This window comes from Limnobacter sp. (genome assembly GCF_043511195.1).
Lineage (GTDB): Bacteria > Pseudomonadota > Gammaproteobacteria > Burkholderiales > Burkholderiaceae_B > Limnobacter.
This window is the reverse complement of sequence record NZ_CP121330.1, coordinates 282644-306848: the sequence shown is the minus strand read 5'-3', so window position 1 is coordinate 306848 and position 24205 is coordinate 282644. Positions and strand designations below refer to the sequence as shown.

General features: G+C 51.2%; 37 protein-coding genes. 34 read left to right on the top strand and 3 right to left on the bottom strand.

The window, feature by feature from the left end; translation table 11 throughout:
- The first annotated feature begins 9 nt into the window (after positions 1-9).
- The 31 genes from rplD to dsbD all read left to right on the top strand — a co-directional run bounded on the left by rplD (position 10) and on the right by dsbD (position 17029).
- Positions 10-630, top strand: coding sequence for a 50S ribosomal protein L4 (gene rplD / locus P0D43_RS01545; RefSeq protein WP_008253364.1), 621 nt, complete (start codon positions 10-12; stop codon positions 628-630).
- The gene (gene rplW / locus P0D43_RS01540; protein ID WP_008253367.1) at positions 627-923 is read left to right on the top strand and encodes a 50S ribosomal protein L23; all 297 of its coding nucleotides are present in this window, start codon (positions 627-629) and stop codon (positions 921-923) included. The genes rplD and rplW overlap by 4 nt, the downstream gene beginning before the upstream one ends.
- Position 924: 1 nt before the next feature.
- Complete coding sequence (gene rplB, locus P0D43_RS01535; protein ID WP_394673070.1) at positions 925-1752, top strand: 50S ribosomal protein L2; 828 nt, start codon at positions 925-927, stop codon at positions 1750-1752.
- Positions 1753-1767: 15 nt separating this feature from the next.
- Positions 1768-2043: a 30S ribosomal protein S19 gene (rpsS, locus tag P0D43_RS01530; RefSeq protein ID WP_159569030.1), complete on the top strand. Its 276-nt coding sequence runs from the start codon at positions 1768-1770 to the stop codon at positions 2041-2043.
- A gap of 10 nt (positions 2044-2053) precedes the next feature.
- A complete protein-coding gene (gene rplV / locus P0D43_RS01525; RefSeq protein WP_130557584.1) occupies positions 2054-2383 on the top strand; it encodes a 50S ribosomal protein L22 in 330 nt (109 codons plus the stop codon).
- Positions 2384-2392: 9 nt separating this feature from the next.
- On the top strand, positions 2393-3199 hold the full coding sequence (gene rpsC / locus P0D43_RS01520) for a 30S ribosomal protein S3 (RefSeq protein WP_394673069.1): 807 nt from the start codon (positions 2393-2395) through the stop codon (positions 3197-3199).
- Between the two features lie 14 nt (positions 3200-3213).
- Positions 3214-3630: a 50S ribosomal protein L16 gene (rplP, locus tag P0D43_RS01515; RefSeq protein ID WP_008253343.1), complete on the top strand. Its 417-nt coding sequence runs from the start codon at positions 3214-3216 to the stop codon at positions 3628-3630.
- A 3-nt stretch (positions 3631-3633) separates the two neighbouring features.
- Positions 3634-3828 (top strand): 50S ribosomal protein L29, encoded by a 195-nt coding sequence (rpmC, locus tag P0D43_RS01510; protein ID WP_008253344.1) that lies wholly within the window; start codon positions 3634-3636, stop codon positions 3826-3828.
- Complete coding sequence (gene rpsQ, locus P0D43_RS01505) at positions 3825-4097, top strand: 30S ribosomal protein S17 (RefSeq protein ID WP_008253346.1); 273 nt, start codon at positions 3825-3827, stop codon at positions 4095-4097. Before rpmC ends, rpsQ begins: the two co-directional genes overlap by 4 nt.
- A 108-nt stretch (positions 4098-4205) precedes the next feature.
- The gene (gene rplN, locus P0D43_RS01500) at positions 4206-4574 is read left to right on the top strand and encodes a 50S ribosomal protein L14 (RefSeq protein WP_159569029.1); all 369 of its coding nucleotides are present in this window, start codon (positions 4206-4208) and stop codon (positions 4572-4574) included.
- A gap of 7 nt (positions 4575-4581) precedes the next feature.
- Positions 4582-4896, top strand: a complete 315-nt coding sequence (gene rplX, locus P0D43_RS01495; RefSeq protein ID WP_394673068.1) for a 50S ribosomal protein L24 — start codon at positions 4582-4584, stop codon at positions 4894-4896.
- A 10-nt stretch (positions 4897-4906) separates the two neighbouring features.
- Positions 4907-5446: a 50S ribosomal protein L5 gene (gene rplE, locus P0D43_RS01490; RefSeq protein WP_159569027.1), complete on the top strand. Its 540-nt coding sequence runs from the start codon at positions 4907-4909 to the stop codon at positions 5444-5446.
- Between the two features lie 8 nt (positions 5447-5454).
- The gene (gene rpsN / locus P0D43_RS01485) at positions 5455-5760 is read left to right on the top strand and encodes a 30S ribosomal protein S14 (protein WP_105028071.1); all 306 of its coding nucleotides are present in this window, start codon (positions 5455-5457) and stop codon (positions 5758-5760) included.
- 12 nt (positions 5761-5772) lie between these two features.
- Positions 5773-6168: a 30S ribosomal protein S8 gene (gene rpsH, locus P0D43_RS01480; protein WP_138516976.1), complete on the top strand. Its 396-nt coding sequence runs from the start codon at positions 5773-5775 to the stop codon at positions 6166-6168.
- Positions 6169-6181: 13 nt separating this feature from the next.
- Positions 6182-6715, top strand: coding sequence for a 50S ribosomal protein L6 (gene rplF / locus P0D43_RS01475; protein ID WP_341237517.1), 534 nt, complete (start codon positions 6182-6184; stop codon positions 6713-6715).
- Between the two features lie 18 nt (positions 6716-6733).
- Complete coding sequence (gene rplR / locus P0D43_RS01470) at positions 6734-7096, top strand: 50S ribosomal protein L18 (protein WP_159569025.1); 363 nt, start codon at positions 6734-6736, stop codon at positions 7094-7096.
- Between the two features lie 9 nt (positions 7097-7105).
- Positions 7106-7630 carry a 30S ribosomal protein S5 gene (rpsE, locus tag P0D43_RS01465; protein ID WP_008249411.1) on the top strand — a complete coding sequence of 175 codons (525 nt, stop codon included), beginning with the start codon at positions 7106-7108 and terminating at the stop codon, positions 7628-7630.
- 2 nt (positions 7631-7632) lie between these two features.
- Positions 7633-7815, top strand: coding sequence for a 50S ribosomal protein L30 (gene rpmD / locus P0D43_RS01460; protein WP_130557594.1), 183 nt, complete (start codon positions 7633-7635; stop codon positions 7813-7815).
- Positions 7815-8249, top strand: a complete 435-nt coding sequence (rplO, locus tag P0D43_RS01455; protein WP_159569024.1) for a 50S ribosomal protein L15 — start codon at positions 7815-7817, stop codon at positions 8247-8249. The genes rpmD and rplO overlap by 1 nt, the downstream gene beginning before the upstream one ends.
- Before the next feature lie 11 nt (positions 8250-8260).
- Positions 8261-9589 (top strand): preprotein translocase subunit SecY, encoded by a 1329-nt coding sequence (secY, locus tag P0D43_RS01450; RefSeq protein WP_159569023.1) that lies wholly within the window; start codon positions 8261-8263, stop codon positions 9587-9589.
- Between the two features lie 3 nt (positions 9590-9592).
- Positions 9593-9811 (top strand): translation initiation factor IF-1, encoded by a 219-nt coding sequence (gene infA, locus P0D43_RS01445; protein ID WP_008249415.1) that lies wholly within the window; start codon positions 9593-9595, stop codon positions 9809-9811.
- 24 nt (positions 9812-9835) lie between these two features.
- Entirely contained in the window at positions 9836-9949 is a 114-nt protein-coding gene (gene rpmJ / locus P0D43_RS01440) for a 50S ribosomal protein L36 (RefSeq protein ID WP_008249416.1), read from the top strand.
- A gap of 15 nt (positions 9950-9964) precedes the next feature.
- Positions 9965-10330: a 30S ribosomal protein S13 gene (rpsM, locus tag P0D43_RS01435; protein WP_008249417.1), complete on the top strand. Its 366-nt coding sequence runs from the start codon at positions 9965-9967 to the stop codon at positions 10328-10330.
- Between the two features lie 27 nt (positions 10331-10357).
- Positions 10358-10753: a 30S ribosomal protein S11 gene (gene rpsK, locus P0D43_RS01430; protein ID WP_394673067.1), complete on the top strand. Its 396-nt coding sequence runs from the start codon at positions 10358-10360 to the stop codon at positions 10751-10753.
- A 75-nt stretch (positions 10754-10828) separates the two neighbouring features.
- Entirely contained in the window at positions 10829-11452 is a 624-nt protein-coding gene (gene rpsD, locus P0D43_RS01425) for a 30S ribosomal protein S4 (protein WP_159569021.1), read from the top strand.
- A 71-nt stretch (positions 11453-11523) separates the two neighbouring features.
- Positions 11524-12504: a DNA-directed RNA polymerase subunit alpha gene (locus P0D43_RS01420; RefSeq protein WP_008249422.1), complete on the top strand. Its 981-nt coding sequence runs from the start codon at positions 11524-11526 to the stop codon at positions 12502-12504.
- A 33-nt stretch (positions 12505-12537) separates the two neighbouring features.
- Positions 12538-12936, top strand: a complete 399-nt coding sequence (rplQ, locus tag P0D43_RS01415; RefSeq protein WP_008249425.1) for a 50S ribosomal protein L17 — start codon at positions 12538-12540, stop codon at positions 12934-12936.
- A gap of 168 nt (positions 12937-13104) precedes the next feature.
- On the top strand, positions 13105-14034 hold the full coding sequence (locus P0D43_RS01410) for an ATP-binding cassette domain-containing protein (RefSeq protein WP_159569020.1): 930 nt from the start codon (positions 13105-13107) through the stop codon (positions 14032-14034).
- Positions 14027-14794 (top strand): ABC transporter permease, encoded by a 768-nt coding sequence (locus P0D43_RS01405; protein ID WP_159569019.1) that lies wholly within the window; start codon positions 14027-14029, stop codon positions 14792-14794. Before P0D43_RS01410 ends, P0D43_RS01405 begins: the two co-directional genes overlap by 8 nt.
- Positions 14791-15135 (top strand): divalent-cation tolerance protein CutA, encoded by a 345-nt coding sequence (gene cutA, locus P0D43_RS01400; RefSeq protein ID WP_394673066.1) that lies wholly within the window; start codon positions 14791-14793, stop codon positions 15133-15135. Before P0D43_RS01405 ends, cutA begins: the two co-directional genes overlap by 4 nt.
- Positions 15128-17029: a protein-disulfide reductase DsbD gene (gene dsbD, locus P0D43_RS01395; RefSeq protein WP_159569017.1), complete on the top strand. Its 1902-nt coding sequence runs from the start codon at positions 15128-15130 to the stop codon at positions 17027-17029. The genes cutA and dsbD overlap by 8 nt, the downstream gene beginning before the upstream one ends.
- A gap of 14 nt (positions 17030-17043) precedes the next feature.
- Here the strand turns inward: dsbD and P0D43_RS01390 are convergent, their stop codons facing one another.
- From P0D43_RS01390 to yihA, 3 genes are read right to left on the bottom strand one after another with little or no spacing between them, the layout of a single operon-like run.
- Positions 17044-18087 carry a magnesium transporter CorA family protein gene (locus tag P0D43_RS01390; protein WP_394673065.1) on the bottom strand — a complete coding sequence of 348 codons (1044 nt, stop codon included), beginning with the start codon at positions 18085-18087 and terminating at the stop codon, positions 17044-17046.
- 5 nt (positions 18088-18092) lie between these two features.
- Complete coding sequence (gene hemB / locus P0D43_RS01385; protein WP_159569015.1) at positions 18093-19088, bottom strand: porphobilinogen synthase; 996 nt, start codon at positions 19086-19088, stop codon at positions 18093-18095.
- Complete coding sequence (gene yihA / locus P0D43_RS01380) at positions 19085-19738, bottom strand: ribosome biogenesis GTP-binding protein YihA/YsxC (RefSeq protein ID WP_394673064.1); 654 nt, start codon at positions 19736-19738, stop codon at positions 19085-19087. The genes hemB and yihA overlap by 4 nt, the downstream gene beginning before the upstream one ends.
- A gap of 151 nt (positions 19739-19889) precedes the next feature.
- On the opposite strand from yihA, the gene P0D43_RS01375 reads away from it, so the two are divergent.
- The 3 genes from P0D43_RS01375 (at position 19890) to ccsB (ending at position 24187) form a co-directional block, all read left to right on the top strand.
- Positions 19890-20567, top strand: coding sequence for a c-type cytochrome (locus tag P0D43_RS01375; protein ID WP_394673063.1), 678 nt, complete (start codon positions 19890-19892; stop codon positions 20565-20567).
- 105 nt (positions 20568-20672) lie between these two features.
- The gene (locus P0D43_RS01370) at positions 20673-22850 is read left to right on the top strand and encodes a cytochrome c biogenesis protein ResB (protein WP_394673062.1); all 2178 of its coding nucleotides are present in this window, start codon (positions 20673-20675) and stop codon (positions 22848-22850) included.
- A complete protein-coding gene (ccsB, locus tag P0D43_RS01365) occupies positions 22847-24187 on the top strand; it encodes a c-type cytochrome biogenesis protein CcsB (protein ID WP_394673061.1) in 1341 nt (446 codons plus the stop codon). Before P0D43_RS01370 ends, ccsB begins: the two co-directional genes overlap by 4 nt.
- The last annotated feature ends 18 nt before the right edge of the window (positions 24188-24205 follow it).

Sequence of the window (24205 nt, the reverse complement as noted above, 5' to 3'; positions counted from 1 at the left end):
GGGAACCAGATGGAATTGAAAGTCATTAGTGATTCTGGGCAGGCCTCTCAAACTGTTCAGGTTTCCGATGTTGTGTTTGGTCGTGAGTACAACGAACCGCTGATTCATCAGTTGGTTGTTGCATACCAAGCCAACGCGCGTCAGGGTACGCGTCAACAAAAAGATCGTTCGGAAGTGCGTGCTTCAACGCGTAAGCCATGGAAGCAAAAAGGTACCGGCCGCGCGCGTGCTGGTGCGGTGTCCAGCCCATTGTGGCGTGGAGGCGGCAAGACCTTTCCGAACTCTCCCGATGAGAATTTCACCCAAAAGCTGAACAAGAAAATGTTCCGTGCTGGTGTTTGTTCCATCCTGTCTCAGTTGAGTCGCGAAGGTCGGTTGGTTGTGGTCGAGTCCTTGGACTTGGAAGCACCGAAGACCAAGTTGCTTGATCAAAAATTGAAAGGCATGGGTCTCGATTCAGTCCTGATGATTGTTGATTCAGTGGACGAAAACTTGTACCTGGCATCCAGAAATCTGCCCAATGTGGCAGTGGTCGAGCCACGTTACGCCGATCCCCTTTCCTTGATTTATTTCAAGAAGGTGGTTGCGACTCGTGCTGCAATCGACAAACTGCAGGAGATGTACGCATGAACACCCAGCGTTTAATGAAAATTTTGTTGGCGCCCATCGTCTCTGAAAAGAGCACCATGTTGGCCGACAAGCATGAGCAAATTGCTTTCAAGGTTTGCACCACTGCAACTAAACACGAGATCAAGGCGGCCGTGGAGCTGCTGTTCAAAGTTGAGGTTGAGGCTGTGCGTGTGGTTAACATTGCTGGCAAGCAAAAGCGCTTTGGCCGCACCATGGGGCGTCGCTCCGATGTGCGCAAAGCCTATGTTGCGCTGAAAGCTGGTCAAGAAATTAATTTCTCGGAGGCTGCGTAACATGCCATTAGTTAAATTAAAGCCAACGTCACCAGGCCGCCGTGCCATGGTGAAAGTGGTTCACCCGCATTTGCACAAGGGTGAGCCTTACGCGCCGCTGCTTGAGAAGAAGTCCAAGACTGCTGGCCGCAATAACAACGGTCGTATTACAACCCGTCACATGGGTGGTGGTCACAAGCAGCACTACCGCATGGTTGATTTCAAGCGCAACAAAGACGGTGTGCCTGCGAAAGTTGAAACGATTGAGTACGATCCAAACCGTACGGCGCACATTGCCCTGATCTGCTATGCAGACGGTGAGCGCGCTTACATCATTGCTCCTCGTGGTTTGCAATTGGGTCAAACTGTTGTGAATGGATCTGAGGCGCCAATCAAGATCGGTAATACATTGCCGATTCGGAACATTCCCGTAGGTACTACTGTGCACTGCGTTGAAATGTTGCCTGGCAAGGGTGCTCAAATTGCGCGTTCCGCGGGTGGCTCTGCCATGTTGCTGGCTCGTGATGGCACGTACGCCCAGATGCGTTTGCGCTCCGGTGAAATTCGTCGCGTTCATATTGAATGCCGCGCCACCATCGGTGAGGTTAGTAACGAAGAAAACAGCTTGAAGAAAGTGGGTAAAGCTGGTGCAACCCGTTGGAGGGGCATTCGTCCTACCGTACGTGGTGTTGCTATGAACCCAGTTGACCACCCACACGGTGGTGGTGAAGGCAAGACCGGCGAAGGCCGTGTGCCAGTTAGCCCATGGGGCCAACCAGCCAAGGGCTACCGCACTCGCAACAACAAGCGTACCAATTCGATGATTGTTCAGCGTCGTCACAAGCGTTAAGTGGGGTAAACAGATATGTCTCGTTCATTAAAAAAAGGTCCTTTCTGCGACGCCCACTTGATCAAAAAAGTGGAGACTGCTGCAGCATCCAAGGACAAGCGTCCAATTAAAACTTGGTCCCGTCGCTCGACTGTACTCCCTGAGTTCATCGGTCTGACAATCGCTGTTCACAATGGCAAGCAACATGTGCCTGTGTACATCAACGAAAACATGGTTGGTCACAAACTCGGTGAATTTGCGTTGACGCGCACATTCAAGGGTCACGCGGCCGACAAGAAGGCCAAGCGATAAGGGGTAGGAAATGGAAACTCGTGCAATTTTGAAGGGTGTTCGCTTGTCTCCTCAGCGTGGCCGTATGGTCGCTGACTTGATTCGCGGTAAAAAGGTTGATCAAGCCTTGAACATTCTTGCTTTCTCACCACAGAAAGCGGCATTGATTGTGAAGAAAGTGTTGGAGAGTGCAATCGCCAACGCCGAGCACAACGATGGCGCCGACGTTGATGAACTGAAAGTAAAAACCATTTACGTGGAAGAGGGACCTGTGTTGAAGCGCTTTACGGCGCGCGCCAAGGGTCGTGGCAATCGTATCACTAAGAAGACCAGTCACATTTATGTGACGGTTGGAAACTAAGGGGGTTACATGGGTCAGAAGATTAACCCTACGGGCTTTCGCCTCGCGGTATCACGCAACTGGGCTTCTCGCTGGTACGCATCGAATCGTGATTTCTCCAAGATGCTTCTTGAGGACATCCAGGTTCGTGATTTCTTGAAGAAGAAGTTGAAGAATGCGTCAGTTGGTCGTGTTCTTATCGAGCGTCCCGCCAAGAATGCGCGCGTCACAATCTATTCGGCACGTCCGGGCGTTGTGATCGGCAAGAAAGGCGAAGACATCGAATTGTTGAAGGCCAGTTTGCAGAAATTGGTTGGCGTGCCTGTTCACGTGAATATCGAAGAAGTTCGCAAGCCTGAAATTGACGCGCAGTTGATTGCTGATGGTATTTCCCAGCAGCTTGAGCGCCGTATCATGTTCCGTCGTGCAATGAAGCGCGCGATGCAAAACGCGATGCGCATGGGTTCCCAGGGCATCAAGATCATGTCTTCAGGCCGACTGAACGGTATCGAAATCGCGCGTACTGAATGGTACCGTGAAGGTCGTGTGCCTTTGCATACACTGCGCGCTGATATTGATTACGCTACAAGCGAAGCCGCAACAACCTACGGCATTATCGGTATCAAGGTCTGGGTATACAAAGGCGATACATTGGGTCGCGGTGATGTTGCCGCTGCACCAGTTGAAGCCGAAAAGGAAGAGCGTCGTCCTCGTCGTCCTTCCACACGTCCAGCCGGGGCCGGTGCGCGCAAGGCGCGTAAACCCGAAGGTGCTAGCGCAGCAGCTAGTGGTTCAAACAAAGAGGAAGGCGCTGCCAGCACTTCCTCAGAACAGTAATCTAGGAGCGCATGATGTTACAGCCATCACGTCGCAAATATAGAAAAGAACACAAAGGCCGCAATACTGGTCTGGCCACTCGTGGCGCAAGTGTTTCTTTTGGTGTTTACGGTCTGAAGTCTACTGGTCGCGGTCGTTTGACGGCACGCCAGATCGAATCAGCTCGTCGAGCCATGGTTCGTCACATTAAACGTGGCGGTAAGATTTGGATTCGCGTGTTTCCGGACAAGCCAATTACCAACAAGCCTGCGGAAGTTCGTATGGGTAACGGTAAAGGTAGCGTTGAGTTTTACGTGGCTGAAATTCAGCCCGGTAAGGTGCTCTACGAGATGGACGGTGTGAGTGAAGAGTTGGCGCGTGAGGCTTTCCGCCTGGCGGCTGCCAAGTTGCCTCTTCCTTGCGTGTTCGTTACACGTCAAATTGGGAGTTAAGCAATGAAAGCTTCTGAATTGCGCGGCAAAAGCGCTGCAGAATTGACTAAAGAGTTGGAAGAGTTGTTGCGTGCACAGTTTTCGCTGCGCATGCAGGCTGCTACGCAGCAGCTGACCAACAACTCCCAGTTGGCAAAAGTACGTAAAGACATCGCTCGTGTTAAAACAGTGATGACTCAATCGAAGAGGTCCGCATGAGCACCGAAGCGAAAGTTAGTTTGAAACGTACCCTGGTGGGGCGCGTTGTAAGTGACAAGATGACCAAGTCAGTAGTTGTGATGGTTGAAAATCGTATCAAGCATCCAATTTATGGCAAGTACATCGTTAAGTCACACAAATACACTGCTCACGATGAAAGCAATGAAGTCGGAGAGGGTGATTTGGTTGAGATCTGCGAAGGTCGTCCAATTTCCAAGACAAAATCTTGGAGTGTGACCAAAGTGTTGGAGAAAGCGAAAATCATTTGATTTTTGTCTTGCTCAAGTAATTCAAGCCTGCTAATATAGCAGGCTATCTTTTCAACCCTTGCGGGACCAAAACTGGTTGCGAAAGCGATTAAGTTGGTTTGACAATCCATGATACAAATGCAATCACGGCTAGATGTGGCCGACAACACGGGTGCGCGTTCTGTAATGTGCATCAAGGTCCTTGGTGGTTCCAAGCGCCGCTATGCGGGCATTGGTGACATCATCAAGGTGTCCATTAAAGATGCGGCCCCACGCGGTCGCGTCAAGAAAGGCGAGATTTACAACGCTGTGGTCGTGCGCACGGCCAAGGGTGTTCGTCGCCCGGATGGTGCGTTGATTAAGTTCGACGGCAACGCAGCAGTTTTGTTGAATGCAAAACTTGAACCCATCGGTACCCGTATTTTTGGCCCAGTGACACGCGAACTTCGTAATGAAAAGTTCATGAAAATCGTGTCGTTGGCACCAGAAGTTCTGTGAGGTAAATATGAACAAAATTCGCAAAGGCGATGAAGTGCTGGTTCTTAACGGCAAGTTCAAGGGAAAGAAAGGCGTTGTGCTTTCCCGTGTGAATGACGAGTACCTCTTGGGAGAGGGTGTCAATATCGTTAAGAAGCATCAAAAGCCAAATCCTATGAAGGGAGATGTTGGTGGTGTTGTTGACAAGACAATGCCCATTCACCAGTCCAATGTCAGTTTGTTTGACAAAGAGACAGGTAAGCCATCTCGTGTAGCCATCAAGCAGATGGATGGCAAGTCCGTGCGAGTACTGGTGAAAACCGGCGCTCAGTTGGCAAACTAAGGGGGCCGTCGTGTCACGTTTTCAAGAGTTTTATAGAAGCGAAGTGGTTGGTCAGTTGACCAAGCAGTTTGGTTACAAGTCGGTAATGGAGGTGCCTCGCATCACCAAAATCACGCTGAACATGGGCGTTGGTGAGGCGGTCAATGACAAGAAAATCATTGAGCACGCCGTTGGTGATCTGACAAAAATCGCTGGCCAGAAGCCAGTGGTTACAAAAGCCAAGAAGGCGATTGCGGGTTTCAAGATTCGTGAGGGTTATCCAGTTGGTTGTATGGTGACTTTGCGTGGCGACCGCATGTATGAATTCCTGGATCGTTTGGTAACGATCGCGTTCCCTCGTGTGCGCGATTTCCGTGGTGTGTCCGGCAAGTCATTTGATGGACGCGGTAACTACAACATCGGTATCAAAGAGCAAATTATTTTCCCTGAGATTGAGTACGACAAAATCGACGCACTTCGGGGTCTCAACATCAGCGTAACTACGACAGCGCGTACCAACGACGAAGCCAAGGCTTTGTTGACCGCTTTCAAGTTCCCGTTCCGTAACTGAGGTGTGACGTGGCAAAACTAGCTTTGATTAATCGTGAGAAAAAGCGCGCAGCCCTGGTCAAGAAGTATTCGGCCAAGCGTGAGGCTTTGAACAAGATTGTAAAAGATCAGTCGGTCAGTGAAGCAGACCGCTATGAGGCACGTCTTAAGTTGCAGGCGCTGCCAAGAAACGCGAACCCAACTCGTCAGCGTAACCGCTGCGAATTGACTGGTCGTCCCCGCGGCACATTCCGTTTGTTCGGTTTGGCCCGTAACAAGATCCGTGAAATTGCCATGCGTGGTGAGATTCCTGGAATCACTAAGGCAAGTTGGTAAGGGGTTCTAATTATGAGTATGAGTGATCCAATCGCCGACATGTTGACCCGCATTCGCAATGCTCAGGGTGTTGACAAGGTTTCGGTTGAGATGCCTTCCTCAAAAGTGAAGGTAGCTATTGCGCAGGTTCTTAAAGATGAAGGTTACATTGAGAGTTTCTCAATTGTAGGTGAGTCGGCAAAGCCTGTATTGAAAATCGAGTTGAAATATTATGCTGGTCGCCCTGTGATTGAAAAAATCGAGCGCGTTTCAAAGCCAGGTTTGCGTATTTACAAAGGTAAAGACGACATTCCTCAGGTGATGAATGGCTTGGGCGTGGCAATCGTTTCAACTTCCAAAGGCGTGATGACTGATCGCAAAGCCCGTACCACTGGTATCGGCGGCGAAGTTATCTGCTACGTGGCTTAAAAGGGGTAGTGAAATGTCAAGAGTAGCAAAAGCTCCCATTTCTGTACCTTCAAGTGTGCAGGTTACTGTGAATGGACAGGTTGTATCAGTGAAAGGCGGTAATGCCGAGTTGAAGCTGAATGTCAATTCTCTGGTGATGCCAGTGTTTGAAAATGGTGTGCTGTCTGTGAAGCCAGTTGTGGATACAACTGACGCGAACGCACAGGCGGGTACTGCCCGCGCATTGTTGGCGAATATGGTCAACGGTGTTAGCAAAGGTTTTGAACGCAAATTGCAACTGGTTGGCGTGGGTTACAAAGCTGCAGTTCAGGGTGATTCAATCAACCTGGCGCTCGGTTTCTCTCACCCGGTTGTTCACAAGCTGCCCGCCGGCGTGAAGGCTGAAACGCCAACGCCTACAGAGATCATCTTGAAGGGTGCCGACAAACAAGTGATTGGTCAAACTGCCGCTGAAATCCGCGCATATCGTCCACCAGAGCCTTACAAGGGCAAGGGTGTACGTTATTCGGATGAGCGTGTGGTTATCAAAGAGACCAAGAAGAAATAAGGCGCCAAGAGGTAAATCATGGAAACTAAACAAGAAGCACGTGCCCGTCGTGCAAAACAAACCAGACGTCGTATCGCACTTGCTCGTGCGACCCGTTTGTGTGTGTTCCGTACCAACTCCCACATTTATGCAGCGGTTCACTCTGCAGATGGTGGCAAAGTGTTGGCAGCTGCGTCTACCAATGACAAAGATCTGCGCGCTGAATTGGGCGGCAAGTCCGGTTCCAACAAGGCCGCTGCTGCATTGGTTGGGGCTGCTATCGCCAAGCGCGCTTTGGCCGCAGGTGTCAGCGAAGTTGCTTTTGACCGTTCAGGCTTTGCCTACCATGGTCGCGTTAAAGAACTGGCTGACGCTGCGCGTGAAGCTGGCTTGAAATTCTAAGGAGTGATCATGGCAAGAATGCAAGGTAAAAATGCCGCGCCTGAAGCGCGTGATGACGGCCTGAAAGAAAAAATGATCGCGGTAAACCGCGTGACCAAGGTTGTTAAGGGTGGTCGTATCCTCGGCTTCGCAGCATTGACCGTAGTGGGCGATGGTGATGGAAGCGTGGGTATGGGTAAAGGCAAGTCTCGTGAAGTTCCTGTAGCTGTTCAGAAGGCTATGGAACAAGCTCGCCGCCAAATGGAAAAAGTATCACTGCGTGATGGTTCCATCCACCACATTGTGTACGGTCAGCATGGCGCCTCCAAGGTGTTCCTGGCTCCAGCGCAAGAAGGTACCGGTATTATCGCGGGTGGCCCAATGCGTGCCGTTCTGGAAGTTGTGGGCGTTCGTAATATTGTGGCGAAAAGCCACGGTTCATCGAACCCGTACAACCTGGTACGTGCAACCCTGGATGCTTTGGGCAAGTTGCAAACCCCAGCTGAGATTGCCGCCAAGCGCGGTTTGTCAGTTGAAAAGTTATTTGAGGCTTAATCATGAGCGGATCTGTAAAAGTTACGTTGGTTAAGAGCATTATCGGGACCAAAGAAACTCATCGCGCAACCGTGCGTGGTTTGGGTCTGCGTCGTATAAACCATAGCCGAGTGCTGGTTGATACACCCGAAGTGCGTGGAATGATTAACAAGGTGTCCTACCTGTTGAAAGTTGAGGCTGCATAATGGAACTGAATACACTTGCACCTGCACCAGGCAGTAAGTTCAACCGCAAGCGTGTGGGCCGTGGTATTGGCTCCGGCTGGGGTAAAACTGCTGGCCGTGGTCACAAAGGTCAGAAGTCGCGCAGTGGTGGTTTTCACAAGGTCGGTTTTGAAGGCGGTCAGATGCCGATGCACCGTCGCTTGCCCAAGCGTGGTTTCTCTTCACGTACTGCAGCGTTCAATGCTCAAATTCGTTTGACAGACTTGGATACATTGGCTGTTGATACCGTGGATATCCTGACGTTGAAGCAGGCTGGTCTTGTGCCAGCCCAGACTTTGGCTGTGAAGGTGATTCTGGCTGGAGAGATCAAGCGTGCTGTTGTACTCAACGGCATTAAGGCAACGAAAGGCGCAGCAGAGGCCATCGCGGCAGCTGGCGGCACCATTAACGCTTAAGAGAGCATCGCGTGGCCTTTAATCCATCTACATTGGCGTCATCCAACAAATTTGCTGATCTGCGCAAGCGCTTGGTATTTTTGTTGTTGGCTCTGATTGTGTATCGTATTGGCGCACACATTCCAGTACCTGGGATTGATCCTACTCAACTGAAGCAGTTGTTTGATAGCCAGCAAGGCGGAATCTTGGGCATGTTCAACATGTTCTCAGGTGGTGCGCTTTCGCGTTTCACAGTTTTCGCTCTGGGTATCATGCCGTACATTTCGGCTTCGATTGTCATGCAGCTTGCCAGTGTGGTTGTACCTCAGCTAGAGGCTTTGAAAAAGGAAGGTGAAGCGGGTCGTCGCAAGATTACCCAATACACACGCTACGGCACCTTTTTCCTTGCCACTTTCCAAGCGATCGGTATTTCGGTGGCCTTGGAGTCTCAGGCTGGGTTGGTAATTGATCCAGGAATGGCATTTCGCTTTACAACTGCTGTTTCTTTGGTCACTGGCACCATGTTTTTGATGTGGTTGGGTGAGCAGATCACCGAACGCGGATTGGGTAACGGAATTTCAATCTTGATCTTTGCGGGTATTGCGGCGGGCTTGCCTGGTGCAATTGGCGGTTTGTTCGAGCTGGTTAGAACTGGTGCGATGAACTCTTTGATCGCCTTGATGATTGTTGTGCTGGCAGTTGCCGTGACCTACCTGGTTGTGTTCGTAGAACGTGGTCAGCGAAAAATCACAGTCAACTACGCAAAACGACAGGTCGGTAACAAGATCTATCAGGGGCAAACTTCACATCTGCCATTGAAGTTGAATATGGCTGGTGTTATTCCTCCGATTTTTGCGTCAAGCATTATCTTGTTGCCTGCAACGTTGACTAGCTGGTTTGGTTCAGGTGACGGTGCTGTGGTTGGTATCCTTAAAGAAGTGTCTCAGACATTGTCTCCAGGCCATCCTCTGTACATGCTGTTGTACGCGGCTGCGATCATTTTCTTCTGCTTTTTTTACACGGCATTGGTGTTTAACAGCAGGGAAACTGCGGACAACTTGAAGAAAAGCGGTGCATTTTTGCCGGGAATTCGTCCTGGGGAACAGACGTCACGATACATCGACAAGGTGTTGACACGTTTGACCTTGATTGGCGCGGCCTACATCACTTTGGTGTGTTTGCTGCCTGAGTTCCTGGTTTTGGGATTGAGTGTTCCGTTCTATTTTGGCGGTACATCTCTATTGATTATTGTAGTGGTTGCGATGGATTTCATGGCTCAGGTTCAGGCCTACGTGATGTCCCAGCAATACGACAGCCTCTTGAAGAAATCAAGCTTCAAGGGCTCTGGATTAACGAGGTAGTGATTGTCTAAAGACGACGTTATCCAAATGCAGGGAGAGGTAGTAGAAAACCTCCCTAACGCCACTTTTCGAGTGAAATTGGAAAATGGTCACGTGGTGCTTGGTCACATATCGGGCAAGATGCGCATGAACTATATTCGCATTCTTCCTGGTGACAAGGTGACGGTTGAGTTAACACCGTACGACTTGTCCAGAGCACGAATTGTTTTTCGAGCCAAATGAATTGGTTCTTTTTGGAGTTTCGCCATGAAAGTTCAGGCATCTGTAAAAAAGATTTGTAGAAAATGCAAAGTGATCAAGCGCAAAGGCGTTGTTCGCGTGATTTGTTCTGAGCCGCGCCACAAGCAGCGTCAAGGTTAATAAAAGGGGATTTAAATGGCTCGTATTGCCGGCATTAACATTCCAAGCCACCAGCATACCGTTATCGGTCTGACTGCTATTTTCGGCATTGGTCGTTCCACCGCCAAGAAAATTTGTGCAGTGACCTCAATTCCAGAGTCCAAGAAGGTTAAAGACCTCGACGACGCGGATTTGGAAAAGCTGCGTGACGAAGTGGGCAAGTACCTTACAGAAGGTGATCTGCGCCGTGAAGTAACGATGAACATCAAGCGTTTGATGGATTTGGGTTGCTATCGTGGTTTCCGTCACCGCAAGGGTCTGCCTGTACGTGGTCAGCGTACCCGCACGAACTCGCGTACTCGCAAGGGTCCGAAGCGTGCTGGTATCGCACTGAAGAAATAATCAGGTAATCATAGGAAGGTTAGCCAAATGGCCAAAGGAACAGCGAATAACCGCGCACGCAAGAAAGTCAAAAAGAATATTTCTGACGGTATTGCGCACGTACACGCCTCATTCAACAACACCATCATCACCATCACGGATCGTCAGGGCAATGCGCCGGCTTGGTCTACATCCGGTGCTCAGGGTTTTAAGGGCTCACGCAAGTCCACTCCCTTTGCTGCCCAGGTGGCTGCTGAAGTTGCTGGCAAGGCTGCACAGGAATGCGGTATCAAGACAGTTGAAGTGCTTATCAAAGGACCAGGCCCAGGCCGTGAGTCTAGCGTACGTGCTTTGAATGCATTGGGTATCAAAGTGACCAGTATTTCTGACATCACTCCGATCCCGCACAACGGATGTCGTCCTCCCAAGCGTCGTCGCATCTAATTTTTTAAGACCATTGTTCGTCAGATCGTTTGACGAACTGAAGCGATTTACATCGCGTAATGAAAGAGGTTTCAAGTGGCTAGATATACAGGTCCAAAATGTAAGTTGTCTCGTCGTGAAGGCACAGACTTAAGTCTGAAAAGCGCACGTCGTAGTCTCGATTCCAAGTGCAAACTTGATTCAAAGCCAGGTCAGCATGGTCGCACCTCGGGTGCTCGTACCTCTGATTACGGTCAACAATTGCGTGAAAAGCAAAAAGTGAAACGTATGTACGGTGTGCTGGAAAAGCAGTTCCGTCGTTATTTCGCAGAGGCTTCACGTCGCAAAGGCAACACTGGCGAAACATTGCTGCAGTTGCTGGAATCTCGTTTGGATAACGTGGTTTATCGCATGGGTTTTGGCTCCACTCGCGCCGAAGCACGTCAGCTGGTAAGTCACAAGGCAATTTTGGTGAATGGCAAGGCCGTAAACATTCCTTCATATGCTGTGAAGTTGAATGATGTGGTTTCCATTCGCGAAAAGTCGAAGACACAGGCGCGCATTGTTGAGTCTGTTACTTTGGCCGAACAGATGGGTTTCCCGCTGTGGGTTAATGTGGATGCCAAGAAAATGGAAGGCTCTTTCAAGAGCATTCCCGATCGCGCAGATCTCTCCCAAGAGATCAATGAAAGCTTGATCGTCGAATTGTACTCACGTTAATTTTTTAACTGATCCCAGGGATCCCCAGCCTTATCGGTGTAACGAGCCGAGGGTATTGAAAAGGATTTTGAATGTTTAATGCTAGCTTGCTGAAGCCACGTATTGTTGAGGTCGAAACAGTCGCCCCCAATAGTGCAAAAGTTGTAATGGAGCCGTTTGAGCGTGGTTATGGCCACACTCTAGGTAACGCTCTGCGTCGCGTATTGCTGTCATCCATGATCGGCTATGCACCCACTGAGGTGTCAATCGCTGGTGTGGTTCACGAATACTCGACCCTGGATGGTGTGCAGGAAGATGTAGTTGACCTGTTGTTGAACCTGAAGGGTATCGTGTTCAAGCTTGAGTCACGCGACGTTGTGACCGTGACTTTGAAGCGCGAAGTTGAGGGCGTTGTGACAGCGGGCGATATTGAGCTGCCCCATGATGTTGAAATCATCAATCCGGATCACGTGATTGCTCATTTGTCGCAAGGCGGCAAGCTGGACATGCAAATCAAAGTGGAAAAGGGTCGCGGTTACGTGCCAGGTTCAGTTCGTCGTTTTCCTGATGAGCCAAGCAAGGCAATTGGTCGCATCGTGTTGGATGCTTCATTCAGCCCGGTTAAACGTGTTTCATACGCAGTGGAAAGCGCGCGTGTAGAACAGCGTACTGATCTTGACCGTTTGGTTATGTCCATTGAAACCAATGGTGTGTTGTCGCCTGAAGAATCCATTCGTCTGGCAGCCCGCATTTTGGTGGAGCAGTTGTCTGTGTTTGCTGCGCTGGAAAATACGGCTGAGCCTGAGGTTTCTCAGCGTGCACCACAGGTTGATCCAATTCTGTTGCGCCCAGTCGATGATCTGGAACTGACAGTACGTTCAGCAAACTGCTTGAAAGCAGAAAACATTTATTACATCGGCGATCTGATTCAGCGCACGGAAAACGAGTTGTTGAAGACTCCTAACCTGGGTCGCAAATCATTGAACGAAATCAAGGAGGTGTTGGCCGCACGCGGTTTGACACTCGGTATGAAATTGGAAAACTGGCCACCAGCCGGTCTCGATAAGCCCTGAGCTTAGCGTTTGTTAGATTGAAGGATATTTAAAATGCGTCACCGTCATGGATTGCGTAAACTAAATCGCACCAGCAGCCACCGCCTTGCAATGTTTAGAAACATGACCAACGCTTTGTTGCGTCACGAAGTGATCAAAACAACGCTGCCAAAGGCCAAAGAACTGCGCAAAATTGCAGAACCTATTATCACGATGGGTAAGTCGCCTACACTGGCCAACAAGCGTCTGGCATTCAGCCGTTTGCGTGACCGTGAAATGGTTGTGAAGCTGTTCGACGAGATTGGTCCTCGTTACGCAGCTCGCCCAGGTGGTTACATGCGCGTTCTGAAGTTTGGTTTCCGCAAGGGCGACAATGCACCAATGGCTCTTGTTGAGCTGGTGGATCGTCCAGAAACAGCGGAAATCGTAGAAATCGCTGAAGAGCAGGCCTGATTATTCAATACGGCTTGATGGGGCAACTGTGTTGCTCCGTCAAGTTCTGTTGAATATGCTTACGCTACAATCAGTTGCAAGAAAGCCGTGTTAGCTTATGCTGGCGCGGCTTTTTTGTTTTCCATGCTGGAACAGCGCGATTGTTACAGTTGTTAAGGATGTCGGTAAGTGACTGGTTCTACTGTATTGAATTTAAGCGGCGTGCGGAAAACCTATGGTGGACGCACAGTACTGAACGGGTTGGATTTTTCGCTGAGTGCTGGTGAGTGCGTTGCCTTGTTGGGCCCTAACGGCGCTGGAAAGTCGACTACGATCGCCTTGGCATTGGGCTTGGCTGAGGCCGATGTTGGTACTGTCAGTTTGCTGGGTCAGGGGCTGCCACAGAAAGGGCATATCGCTCGGCAGGAAGTGGGTGTCGTGCCGCAGTACGATGCGCTGGACCCTGACTTCACAGTGTTTGAGAACCTGTTGGTTTTTGGCCGTTACTTCGGTTTGCACGGAAGCAGATTAAGGGAGCGTGCCGAAGCTTTGTTGAGTTTTGCGCAACTGGTTAATCGCAGAAATGATTCAGTGGCGACTTTGTCGGGTGGAATGCGCAGGCGTTTAATGCTGGCTCGTGCCCTGATTAATCAGCCCAAGGTTCTGTTTCTGGATGAACCGACCACCGGACTGGATCCGCAGGCCAAGCATGTCATTTGGGATCGTTTGGTCGATTTAAAGCGTCAGGGCATGGCAATGTTTTTGACGACCCATTATATGGATGAGGCACAGCGTCTTGCCGATCGGGTGGCGGTGCTGGACCACGGCAATATTGTTGCCTGCGACAAACCACTCACCTTGATTCGCAATGTAGTAGGCCACGCTGTACTGGAGTTGTGGGGCACGGGCGCTGCGCGTTGTGTTTCCCAGATTATGGGGTCTCACGATGCGCCGATTGAACAACGTGGTGAAACTTTTTATTTTAGAAATGAAAAGGCAGACGAGATGCTGGAGGCACTCAAGCATTCCCCACAGGCCGATGTGGATTATATTTATCGTCCGGGAAATCTGGAAGACGTGTTCTTTAGTTTGACTGGCAGGGCCTTGCGTGATGATTAATTTTCATGCGGTTTTTCATGTGTGGCGTCGAAACTTTATGGTTTGGCGAAAGCTTGCGCTTCCATCGTTGCTGGGCAATGTGGTCGACCCGGTGATGGCATTGATGGCCTTTGGTTTGGGTTTGGGCTCAATGCTGCCCGACGTCGGCGGTATGCCGTATCTTAATTATTTGGCTGTGGGGGCTGTTTGTATCAGCGCCATGAATGCACCCACATTCGAGGCTTTGTATTCTGCCTTTTCCCGTATGCACACCCAGAAAACCTGGCAAGTCATTATGAACACGCCAGTGCGTCTGCGTGAGGTGGTTTTGGGCGAGTGTACCTGGGCCGCCAGCAAAGGCTTGATTAGTACTGGTGCGATGCTTTTGATTGTGGCGCTATTGGGTATTGGTGATCTGCAGTTTTGGGTGTTGTCGTGGCTGGTGCTGATCCTGGCCTGCCTGATGTTCGCGGGATTTGGGCTTTGTATTAATGCAAGGGCACCCAGTTATGACTTCTTCATGTTCTATTTCACCCTGGTGGTCACGCCCATGACTTTTTTATCGGGTGCATTCTTTCCCAGGGCGCAGTTGCCCGAATGGTTAAGGGTGGTGGCGGACTTCATGCCTTTGTCTGTCGTGGTGGATGCCCTGAGGGGTATTTACGCTCGCGATTTCAGTTTGTTGCCGGCACTTTTGGCCCAAATGACTGTCTATGCCATGTTGGGTGTTGGGTTGGCCATGTTTTTGACTGAACGCCGGTTTAAGCGGAAAGGCGCATGAAAAATCAAGCGAAACGCTGTTGGGCGGCTTACACGACGACGGACTCAAAAGAGCGTGCGTCTTTAATGGCGCGTAGTTTGGTGGAAAAACAGTTGGTAGTTTGCGTGAATATTGTGGGGCCGGTGGAATCCGTGTACTCCTGGCAAGGCAAGGTCGAACAGACCACGGAATGGATTTTGATGATGAAGTGTTCTGAATCACAGTGTGAAGAATTGAAGATGGCTTTGCCGCGTTTGCACAGCTATGAAGTGCCGGAATTGATCATGTTTCCGATTGCTGATGGACATTCAGCTTACCTGGACTGGATTGCTGCCAGTGGAGCGGGAGTAGGGCATGAGTGAGCGAGCAATGCGTTTTATATCAATGGCGTTTTTGTTGTGCGCTGTTGTGTGGATAGGGCTTAGCCAAGCCCGAGCCAATGATTTCTTGCCTCCTGAGGAGGCTTTTCAATTCACACTGACTGTGCACGATCCTGCGTGTGTGGAAAACTGCCTGCTTGATGTTCGTGCCAAAGTGGCACCGGAGTACTACTTGTATCGGGAGCGATTTGCGCTTGAAAACCCGATGAATTTGCCTGTATTTGAATTTGTGGAGTTGCCACGTGGTGATCGCAAGTTTGATGAGTTTCTGAATCAGGAAATTGAGGCGCTTCGCGGTGAGATGGCGTTTCAGATTCGATACGGATTGGGCGATAACCCTGTGGATATGGCCAAGGCTGTAATGATTTCGCAGGGTTGTGCTGACGCTGGCTTGTGCTACCCGCCCATGACTACCCCCGTGGTTTTTCAGGAGCGAGGGTTGCTGGGTGGGGTCTTGGGTGGTGGTGTTGGTGCGTTTTTTGGCCAGAAACCTGATTCGCCGGCCGGCAACAGCAGTCAGTCGAGAGTCGGTTTGCCGGCGGATGAGGCGGGTGACTTGGCGAGCAGGCTGGCGGCACAGTCGTGGCTGGTTGTGCTCCCGGTATTTTTTGGTTTGGGTTTGTTGTTGGCATTTACACCCTGCACCTTGCCGATGTTGCCGATAGTGAGCAGCCTGGTGGTTGGACAACAGGCGGGTGGTAACAGCGAGGGCAAGGCCAGGCCGATGGCCTTGGCGTTGGTGTATGTGCTGGGTATGGCACTGACCTATGCCTTGTTGGGCGTGCTGGCTGGTCTGACTGGGCAAAGCCTGGTGATGGCCATGCAACAGCCGCCTGTGCTTTGGGCATTTGGTGGCGTGTTGGCTTTGCTGGGTGTTGCCTTGTTGATGGGGTATTCATTGCAACTGCCCGCCAGTTTTCAGGGGTGGTTACAAGAGAAAACCGGTCGCCTGAAGGGCGGGCAATTCATTCCGGTTTTGGTCATGGGTGTGTTGTCGGCATTGTTGTTGGGCCCGTGTGTAGCACCGCCATTGGCTGGGGCATTGTTGTATATCGGTCAAACCGGTGATGCGGTATTGGGTGGTGCAGCTTTGTTTCTGCTGGCCTTGGGGATGGGTTTGCCATTGGTGTTGTTTGCAGCTGGTGCAGGTGCTGCCTTGCCCAAAGCGGGTGCCTGGATGAGTTGGGTTTCGGCGGCTTTCGGTTTTGTGTTGCTGGCAGTTGCGGTGTGGACGATTACGCCGGTGACGCCGGTGTGGTTGGTGATGGCCATGTGGGCTTTGCTGGCTTGCATGACCGCCGCGGCCTTGTTTCATGGTGCAAGTAGTATGGCGACCATGGGTTCACGAGGCAAAGTAATCAGCAAGACGTTCGGCTTGTTGTTCACGCTTTTGGCTTTGATTTATCTGATGGGACTGTTTTCCGGGTCTGGAAGCTTGCTTCAGCCCCTGGCAGGCTTGAATGGGCAGCCAAGAGGGGCTGCCGAGAGCGCAGTGAGTAATTCAATCGCTGGCAAACCCGCCTTTGAAAAGGTGGCCAGTGAAGACGTTGTGACCTTGATATCCACGAGTCCGCAACCGGTCATGCTCGATTTTTACGCAGACTGGTGTGTGAGTTGTAAAGAGTTTGAGTTGTTCACCTTGACTGACGCGACGGTGAAAGAAAAGTTGAAAGGTATTCGTTTGGTTCAGGTGGATGTGACAGACAACACTGCAGGTGATCAGACTTTGTTGAAGCGATACAGTCTGTTTGGACCGCCCGCAATTTTGTTTTTTCCGGCCGGAAAGACGGAGTCAATTCACCAAGTGATTGGCTTTCAGAATGCGAAGCGATTTGACGAAACCTTGAGTCAGATCCGACCCAACCTGGGTTTGTAATTCCGACTGGGGTTTCAGGGCTTTCCGAGGTGATTTCGTCCTTTGATCCATAAAATCAGTGCGATGGAAATGACGCTGGACAATGCCATGAGTCCTACGCTGATCCAGAATCCATTTGGGTTTTTCAGAAGGGGAGTCTCCTCGAAGTTCATGCCAAAAATGCCGCTGATCAAAGTAAGTGGCATGAACAAGGCCGTCAACATGGTCAGCACGGTGACAATTTCATTGGTTTTGTGAGCGGTGGCTGAAAAGTGCAACTGCACCGCTGTCTCTGTGTTGGAGCCCAGCCGCCGCGTAAGGCTGACCACTCGTTCAAGGTGTTCAAGTGTATCCCGGGCGTTTACTTGCAAAGAGGCGGCCATCGGTCCCTCCCGCTCCTGCTCATCCTGCCAGTCTGTGAGTGCATCACGCTGGTCTTGTGCCACAGACTCTAGTCGGTTCATTTCGTTGCGTGCAGCCAGCAGGGCATTCCAGTCCTGAAAACGCTTACGCGGGTTCAACAAATCGCGTTGCCAGCGATCCAGTTGTTCTGAAATTTCAATTCGTGTTTCCATAAAACGGTCGACAAGGTTGCTCACCAATTGGATCATCAGCTCATCTGTGCTGGCTGGGGCGCGTTTGAACTTCAGGAAAATCTCTATTTCATCGAGCGTTTTCTTGGGTGTGCTGTCCACAAACTGGCGAGCCATCGCGAAAGTACGGCTGTCTTTTGGACGGTACGTGATCAACAGTTTTGGGGTGATCACGAAAAACACCGGACGGGTTTTGATGCTGAGCCGATTGTGTTCGTCAAACAGGGGTTTGCTGGACAGGGATCGAATAATCAGGATGTTGTAGCCGTCTCCGATGTCGAAATGGCTGGGGTGAAAAATGTTGCCCAGGTCTTCGAGGTGCAGTTCGTCTAGTTTGAAGCCGAGCAAGGGTTCTACGGACGGCAGCCAGGCAAGTTCCTCGTCAAGTTGCGTGTCGAGCCACAGAAATCCGGATTCGGGCAGCCTGCTGGGCGCATCACTTAACTTTTTGATTGTGTCTTGAGTCAGATGCGTCCAGATTCCCATGTGCTTTACCCTTTTTTAAGCAGCTGTGCGGCGTCGAGTGCGAAGTAGGTGAGTATGCCATCGGCGCCAGCGCGCTTGAAGGCGAGCAAAGATTCGAGCATGACCGCCTTTTCATCGAGCCAGCCATTCTGCGCGGCCGCTTTGATCATGGCGTACTCGCCACTGACTTGATAGGCAAAGGTTGGGCGCGCGAATTTTTCTTTCACGCGCCACAGAATGTCGAGGTAGGGCATGCCGGGTTTGACCATGACCATGTCGGCACCTTCGTCCAGATCCATTCCCACTTCCAGCAGTGCTTCGTTGCTGTTGGCCGGGTTCATTTGATACACCTTTTTGTTGCCCTTGCCCAGGTTGCTGCTGGAGCCCACTGCATCGCGGAAGGGGCCGTAAAAAGCAGACGCATATTTTGCTGAGTAGGCCATGATGCTGGTGTGTATGCACCGGTTCGCTTCAAGCGTTTCACGAATTGCGCCAATGCGACCGTCCATCATGTCACTGGGAGCGACGATGTCGACACCAGCTTGCGCTTGCACCAAGGCTTGCATCTGGAGTACTTCGACAGTTTCGTCGTTCAGCACATAGCCGTTGTCGTCAATCAGGCCATCCTGGCCGTGACTGGTGAAAGGGTCGAGTGCGACATCCGTGAGCAACATCAGTTCAGGAAACCGCTTTTTCAGTTCACGCACGGCATGTGGCACCAAACCTTCGGGGTTGGTGGCTTCAAAGCCGTCGGCGGTTTTTTTCTCGGTTTCAATCACCGGAAACAGGGCCATGACTGGAACACCCAATTCCAGGCATTGTTCGGCTTTGGCAAACAACAGGTCGAGCGAAAGGCGTTCTACGCCGGGCATGGAGGCCACGACTTCGCGTTTGTTGTTTCCGGGTATCACGAACACGGGATAAATAAAATCAGCTGCGCTTAGCGTGTGTTCAGAGACCAGACGACGCAGTGCATCGGTTCTGCGCAGGCGACGAGGACGGTGATAAAGGTGTTGGGTCATGGCGTGGGTGTTTCTGTTTCGGGATTTGCTTCGGGTGGGCGGACCCAGTTCGATAGTTGCGTTTCCAGTTCAACCATACCGATTTTTTTCAGTGCGGACCAAAGTTGAACAGTGATTTCGTGGCCATTGACCCGATAAGGGTCGAGCGCCTTCTGGGTTGCGCGCAAAGCAAGCACTTGTTCCTGACGATTGAATTTGTCAGCTTTGGACAGCAGGATGTGCACCGGTAACTGGCGATGTCCTACCCATTTGATTAGCGCATAGTCAAGCTCAAGCAGGCCGCGACGGCAGTCTACGATCAGTACCGTGCCCACCAAACTTGGCCGGTCAGCCAGGTAGCTACCCAGTTCTTTGTCCCACACGCTTTGACTTGTTTGTGCCAGTTGGGCAAAGCCATAGCCCGGTAGGTCAACCAGCCTGGCGATGGGTTCCGCCTGCTCGATAACATGGAAAAAGTTGAGAAGCTGCGTGCGGCCGGGCATTTTACTGGCATAGGCCAGTTGACGTTGCTTGCACAGAGTATTGATGGCCGTGGACTTGCCGGCGTTGGAACGCCCTGCAAATACGATCTCGGGGACGCTGGCGCCCGGGCATTCGACCATGCGAGATGCGGAGATCTCGAAATGCGTGTTGTGGAAATTGATTGTCATGCGCACATTTTAGATGCAAGACAGCCGCTTGAGTGGTTATAATCTAGGGTTTGTGAAAACTTTGCTGTGGTTGCGCGCCTTTGTTTGTTGGGGCAATGCTTTTGTTGACTTGCGCCGAGCGAAGTTTTTGAGATCACCGCACTATTTTTTGATGCACTTTTTGATGGGTTTGACCATGCTGAACAAGCTGACGACGCTTAAACTGAGTTCTCTGTTTGCCGCTTTGATGTTTTCAATGTCTGTGACCCAGGCTGCCGGCCCTGTAAAAGTGTTCAAGCCCGACTTGGCCAAAGGCAAGGAAATCATGCAACAGTGCGTGGCCTGCCACGGTGCTGACGGCAACGCTTCCGCGCCGATCTATCCCAAAATTGCCGGTCAGCATGCGGAGTACCTGTACAAGCAACTTGTGAACTTTAAATCTGGCAAGGATGGCGAGAAGCCCTTGCGCGAAAACGCGATCATGGCTGGCTTCGCTGCAGGCTTGTCCGATGACGACATGAAAAACGTGTCCGCGTACCTGGAGGCGCAAAAGCAGACTCTGGGTTCAGCAAAGAACAAAGACACCTTGGCCTTGGGTGAACAGATTTACCGTGGCGGAATTGCCGAGAAAAAGATTCCTGCTTGTGCGGGATGTCACAGCCCCAACGGTGCTGGTATTCCTGCGCAGTATCCTCGCTTGGGCGGCCAGCATGCGCAATACACCGAGAGCCAGTTGGTGGCTTTCCGTGATGGTGTACGCAACAACAGCGAGCAAATGAGTGCAATTGCAACCAAAATGTCAGGTAAAGAAATGAAAGCCGTGTCTGACTATATTGCAGGTTTGCGTTGAACATTTGATGCAATCGTCGGTCAAAAAAGGGGCTAAAGGTAGCCCCTTTTTTTTCGACATGGGCAAGAGTCAAAGAAGTGCAGAGAGTCAATAACGGGGAATCGTGTGAGTAGTTCAGGGGACATTGCAAACAATTTGAACCCACCAAAAATGGGTAAGCAGTCGTTTTGGGTCAGTGTGATGGAGCTGTTTGGTTCCATGCGCTTTGCCATCAGCCTGCTGACCCTGATATGTATCGCTTCAGCGATTGGTACGGTGGTGGGGCAGGCTGATCCCTGGGTGAATTACGTTAACCAGTTTGGACCTTTCTGGGCCTCGTTTTTCGAGCCCATGGGTTTGTTCCGCATTTACAATGCGCCTTGGTTCATCGCCGTGATGGCGTTTTTGGTGACGTCCACTTCCTTGTGCGTGTACCGCAACACGCCAAAAATGATCAAGGAAATGCGGGTTTATCGTGAGAATATTCGCGAGAACAGCCTGAAAGCATTTGCACATCGTTGGGAAGGCCGTTTTCACGAAAAGCCGGATACTCTGCCGGGCGTTATCACGGAGTGGCTGGAACACAAGGGCTTCAAAGTGAAGCAGTCTGTGCGCGATAACGGCACCATGGTTGCCGCCAAAGCAGGCAGCGCGAACCGGTTTGGTTACATTGCGGCCCATTTGTCAATCATTGTGATTTGTATTGGTGGTTTGCTCGACAGCGGAGTTCCTTTGCAGGTGGCTGTATGGGCAACGGGAAAAACCCCGGTGACAGGGTCGGAGATTGCATCGGGTATTCCGGACAAGGCGCGCCTGGCGGAATCGAACCCCAGTTATCGAGCCAACTTGCTGCTGCCAGAAGGTGAAACCAGCCGGGTTGCCGTGCTGAACACCGATGATGGTTTGTTGGTGCAAGACCTGCCCTTCGAATTAACCTTGAAAGAGTTTCGAATCGATTTTTACAGCACAGGCATGCCCAAGTTGTTTGCCAGCGATGTGGAGGTTTTTGATCCTGACACCCAAGAACGTTTCGAAGCCACCATTGAAGTGAATAAACCGTTGATTTACAAAGGCGTAACGGTTTACCAGTCGAGTTTTGACGACGGCGGCACCAAGGTTCAATTGAAAGGCATTCCGCTGACTGGCGAGCGTGATTACCGCTTTGATCTGGACGGAGTGGTAGGCGGAGGCCGAGACTTGAGCCAGCTGCAGGGCGAGCCGAGCCGGGATTTGAAAGTGGAGTTCACTGCGTTCAAATCCATTAACGTAGAGGCTTTGCCTGTCGACAACGCCGACCAAGTGAGCGTGGATGATTTGGCACTGGGCAATGCCGATGCATTGTCACCATTCGAGACGAACCTGGCCAGTGTGTTGGGTCCTGGCATGAAAGAAGACGCCAAAACCAAGTTTACGAACATCGGTCCCAGCATTACCTACAAGTTGCGTGATCAGGCTGGGCAAGCGCGCGAGTTTCACAACTACATGTTGCCGATTAATCTGGATGGTGGCCGTTACTACTTGGCAGGGGTACGTGAAACCCCCGCAGATGGGTTCAAATACCTTCGGATTCCGGTAGACGACAACGGTCAGTTAGAAGGGTTTATGCGTTTCCGTGCTGCGCTTCAGAGCGATGAGATTCGAAGAACGGCTGCACAGCGGTTTGCACAACAGGCATTTGGTGATCGACCCGACTCCGCCCCACTGGTGGCCAGTGTGGCCGATAGTGCTCAACGTGCCTTGGAGCGGTTTGCTGGCTTGAACAATGCGTTGTCGGGTTTGCCTGCCATTGCCCAGTTTATTGAAAGCACGGTGCCCGAAGGTGAGCGGGAAAAGGCCAGTGATGTAATTATTCGCCTGTTGCAGGGTGCAATGTGGGAGGTTTATCAGCTTTCCCGTACTACAGCCAGCTTGCCACCCGCAGTGCCCGATGAAGTGCATGGTCGTTTTGTACAAGATGCGCAAATCGCCCTGTCCGACTTGTCGCTGTATGGCGCGCCAGTGATGTTTCAGCTGGATCAGTTTGATGAGGTGAAAGCCAGCGTGTTTCAGTTGGCCAAGGCGCCGGGGCAATGGATTGTTTATTTGGGTTGTTTGTTTTTGTGCATCGGGGTATTTTCGATGTTCTACATTCGAGAGCGCCGGGCATTTTTCTGGGTGACCCAGGATGAGGTGGGCTCAAGAGTCATGATGGGCATGTCCACAACTCGAAAGACCATGGATTTTGAGAAAGAGTACGAGCAGTTTGTAAATGAATTGAACAGCAGGGCTGCGCCTAAAACAGCCCCGGCAGGAGATGCAGTATGAGTTCGACCTGGATTAACCAAACGCCTGCAGGTGAGAAGCCAAGCTTGCCCACCAAGAAAGCAGGTTGGTTTTCGAAATCATTTCATTGGAGCGATTTTGCGTTTGCAGCCTTGTTGATGGCCGCAGCGGGTTATGCCTCGCAGCAGTACCACAGTTTCATGGATGTCTATGAAATCAGCATATTGTGGAGTTGTGTGCCGGTGGTTGCTTACATGGCTTACCGTTGGGGTTCGCTCAAGTGGTTGATTTTGACCGTTGCGGGTTTAAGCCTGTTGGCGATTTCAAGCTATGGCGGTGATTTGGCAGCGGCCGAACAAAAGTTTTTCCTGAAATACCTGCTGTCTAGCCAGTCTGCAATCTTGTGGATGGGCGTGATGTTTGTGGTGGCTACCGTGGCCTATTGGATAGGCCTGGTGGGCCGTTCGCCAACAGCCAGTTTCGTAGGCACTGCCCTGACTTGGGGTGCCGTGGTAATGGGCTTTGCCGGCATGTTTATTCGCTGGTATGAAAGCTACTTGATTGGACCAGATGTCGGTCATATTCCGGTGTCAAACCTGTACGAAGTTTTTGTGCTGTTTTCCTTGATTACAGCGATGTATTACCTGTTCTACGAGCAAGTTTACAAAACACGCCAGTTGGGTGCTTTTGTGATGCTGGTGGTGGTTGCAGCCGTGGGCTTTTTGGCCTGGTACGGTGTTGAGCGTCAGGCTTACGCGATTCAGCCTTTGGTGCCGGCACTGCAAAGCTGGTGGATGAAGATTCATGTGCCAGCCAATTTCATCGGTTATGGCACCTTCTCGATCGCAACCATGGTTGCGTTTGCTTACCTGTTGAAAGTGTATGCGCATGCCCCGAGCATCAAGGCGCTGATTCCCACCGGTATTCTGGGTGTGTTGATGTTCCTGGAGCCCATGGTATTTCGCACTGAGGGTATTTCAATTTACTGGGCCTTGTACTTGGGTATTGGTTGTGCGGTGGTGGGGGCTATTTTGTTGGCCCGCCGGCGAATTGCGGATGCCCTGCCTTCACTGGAAGTGCTGGATGATGTGATGTACAAGTCCATTGCTGTGGGCTTTGCATTCTTTACCGTGGCAACCATTTTGGGCGCGCTGTGGGCGGCTGAAGCCTGGGGTGCGTACTGGCAGTGGGACCCCAAGGAAACCTGGGCGCTGGTGGTGTGGTTGAACTATGCAGCCTGGTTGCACATGCGTTTGGTGAAGGGCTTGCGTGGTGTGGTTGCCTCGTATTGGGCTTTGGTGGGCTTGCTGGTGACAGGCTTTGCTTTCCTGGGTGTGAATATGTTCTTGTCTGGTTTGCACTCCTACGGCGAGCTGTAATCACTGTTTCCTGTTGCA

Bases quoted from the DNA above. Each gene is read 5' to 3' on its own strand.
- P0D43_RS01420 (WP_008249422.1), top strand. From the start codon at position 11,524: ATGTTTAATGCTAGCTTGCTGAAGCCACGTATTGTTGAGGTCGAAACA.
- rplW (WP_008253367.1), top strand. From the start codon at position 627: ATGAACACCCAGCGTTTAATGAAAATTTTGTTGGCGCCCATCGTCTCT.
- hemB (WP_159569015.1), bottom strand. From the start codon at position 19,088: ATGACCCAACACCTTTATCACCGTCCTCGTCGCCTGCGCAGAACCGAT.
- rpsS (WP_159569030.1), top strand. From the start codon at position 1,768: ATGTCTCGTTCATTAAAAAAAGGTCCTTTCTGCGACGCCCACTTGATC.
- rpsE (WP_008249411.1), top strand. From the start codon at position 7,106: ATGGCAAGAATGCAAGGTAAAAATGCCGCGCCTGAAGCGCGTGATGAC.
- rplP (WP_008253343.1), top strand. From the start codon at position 3,214: ATGTTACAGCCATCACGTCGCAAATATAGAAAAGAACACAAAGGCCGC.
- rplB (WP_394673070.1), top strand. From the start codon at position 925: ATGCCATTAGTTAAATTAAAGCCAACGTCACCAGGCCGCCGTGCCATG.
- rpsH (WP_138516976.1), top strand. From the start codon at position 5,773: ATGAGTATGAGTGATCCAATCGCCGACATGTTGACCCGCATTCGCAAT.
- rplO (WP_159569024.1), top strand. From the start codon at position 7,815: ATGGAACTGAATACACTTGCACCTGCACCAGGCAGTAAGTTCAACCGC.
- rplN (WP_159569029.1), top strand. From the start codon at position 4,206: ATGATACAAATGCAATCACGGCTAGATGTGGCCGACAACACGGGTGCG.
- rpmD (WP_130557594.1), top strand. From the start codon at position 7,633: ATGAGCGGATCTGTAAAAGTTACGTTGGTTAAGAGCATTATCGGGACC.
- rplX (WP_394673068.1), top strand. From the start codon at position 4,582: ATGAACAAAATTCGCAAAGGCGATGAAGTGCTGGTTCTTAACGGCAAG.
- rpsM (WP_008249417.1), top strand. From the start codon at position 9,965: ATGGCTCGTATTGCCGGCATTAACATTCCAAGCCACCAGCATACCGTT.
- P0D43_RS01405 (WP_159569019.1), top strand. From the start codon at position 14,027: ATGATTAATTTTCATGCGGTTTTTCATGTGTGGCGTCGAAACTTTATG.
- rplV (WP_130557584.1), top strand. From the start codon at position 2,054: ATGGAAACTCGTGCAATTTTGAAGGGTGTTCGCTTGTCTCCTCAGCGT.
- ccsB (WP_394673061.1), top strand. From the start codon at position 22,847: ATGAGTTCGACCTGGATTAACCAAACGCCTGCAGGTGAGAAGCCAAGC.
- rplD (WP_008253364.1), top strand. From the start codon at position 10: ATGGAATTGAAAGTCATTAGTGATTCTGGGCAGGCCTCTCAAACTGTT.
- P0D43_RS01390 (WP_394673065.1), bottom strand. From the start codon at position 18,087: ATGGGAATCTGGACGCATCTGACTCAAGACACAATCAAAAAGTTAAGT.
- rplF (WP_341237517.1), top strand. From the start codon at position 6,182: ATGTCAAGAGTAGCAAAAGCTCCCATTTCTGTACCTTCAAGTGTGCAG.
- rplQ (WP_008249425.1), top strand. From the start codon at position 12,538: ATGCGTCACCGTCATGGATTGCGTAAACTAAATCGCACCAGCAGCCAC.
- rpmC (WP_008253344.1), top strand. From the start codon at position 3,634: ATGAAAGCTTCTGAATTGCGCGGCAAAAGCGCTGCAGAATTGACTAAA.
- rpsK (WP_394673067.1), top strand. From the start codon at position 10,358: ATGGCCAAAGGAACAGCGAATAACCGCGCACGCAAGAAAGTCAAAAAG.
- rpsC (WP_394673069.1), top strand. From the start codon at position 2,393: ATGGGTCAGAAGATTAACCCTACGGGCTTTCGCCTCGCGGTATCACGC.
- rplR (WP_159569025.1), top strand. From the start codon at position 6,734: ATGGAAACTAAACAAGAAGCACGTGCCCGTCGTGCAAAACAAACCAGA.
- P0D43_RS01375 (WP_394673063.1), top strand. From the start codon at position 19,890: ATGCACTTTTTGATGGGTTTGACCATGCTGAACAAGCTGACGACGCTT.
- cutA (WP_394673066.1), top strand. From the start codon at position 14,791: ATGAAAAATCAAGCGAAACGCTGTTGGGCGGCTTACACGACGACGGAC.
- rpsQ (WP_008253346.1), top strand. From the start codon at position 3,825: ATGAGCACCGAAGCGAAAGTTAGTTTGAAACGTACCCTGGTGGGGCGC.
- yihA (WP_394673064.1), bottom strand. From the start codon at position 19,738: ATGACAATCAATTTCCACAACACGCATTTCGAGATCTCCGCATCTCGC.
- rpmJ (WP_008249416.1), top strand. From the start codon at position 9,836: ATGAAAGTTCAGGCATCTGTAAAAAAGATTTGTAGAAAATGCAAAGTG.
- dsbD (WP_159569017.1), top strand. From the start codon at position 15,128: ATGAGTGAGCGAGCAATGCGTTTTATATCAATGGCGTTTTTGTTGTGC.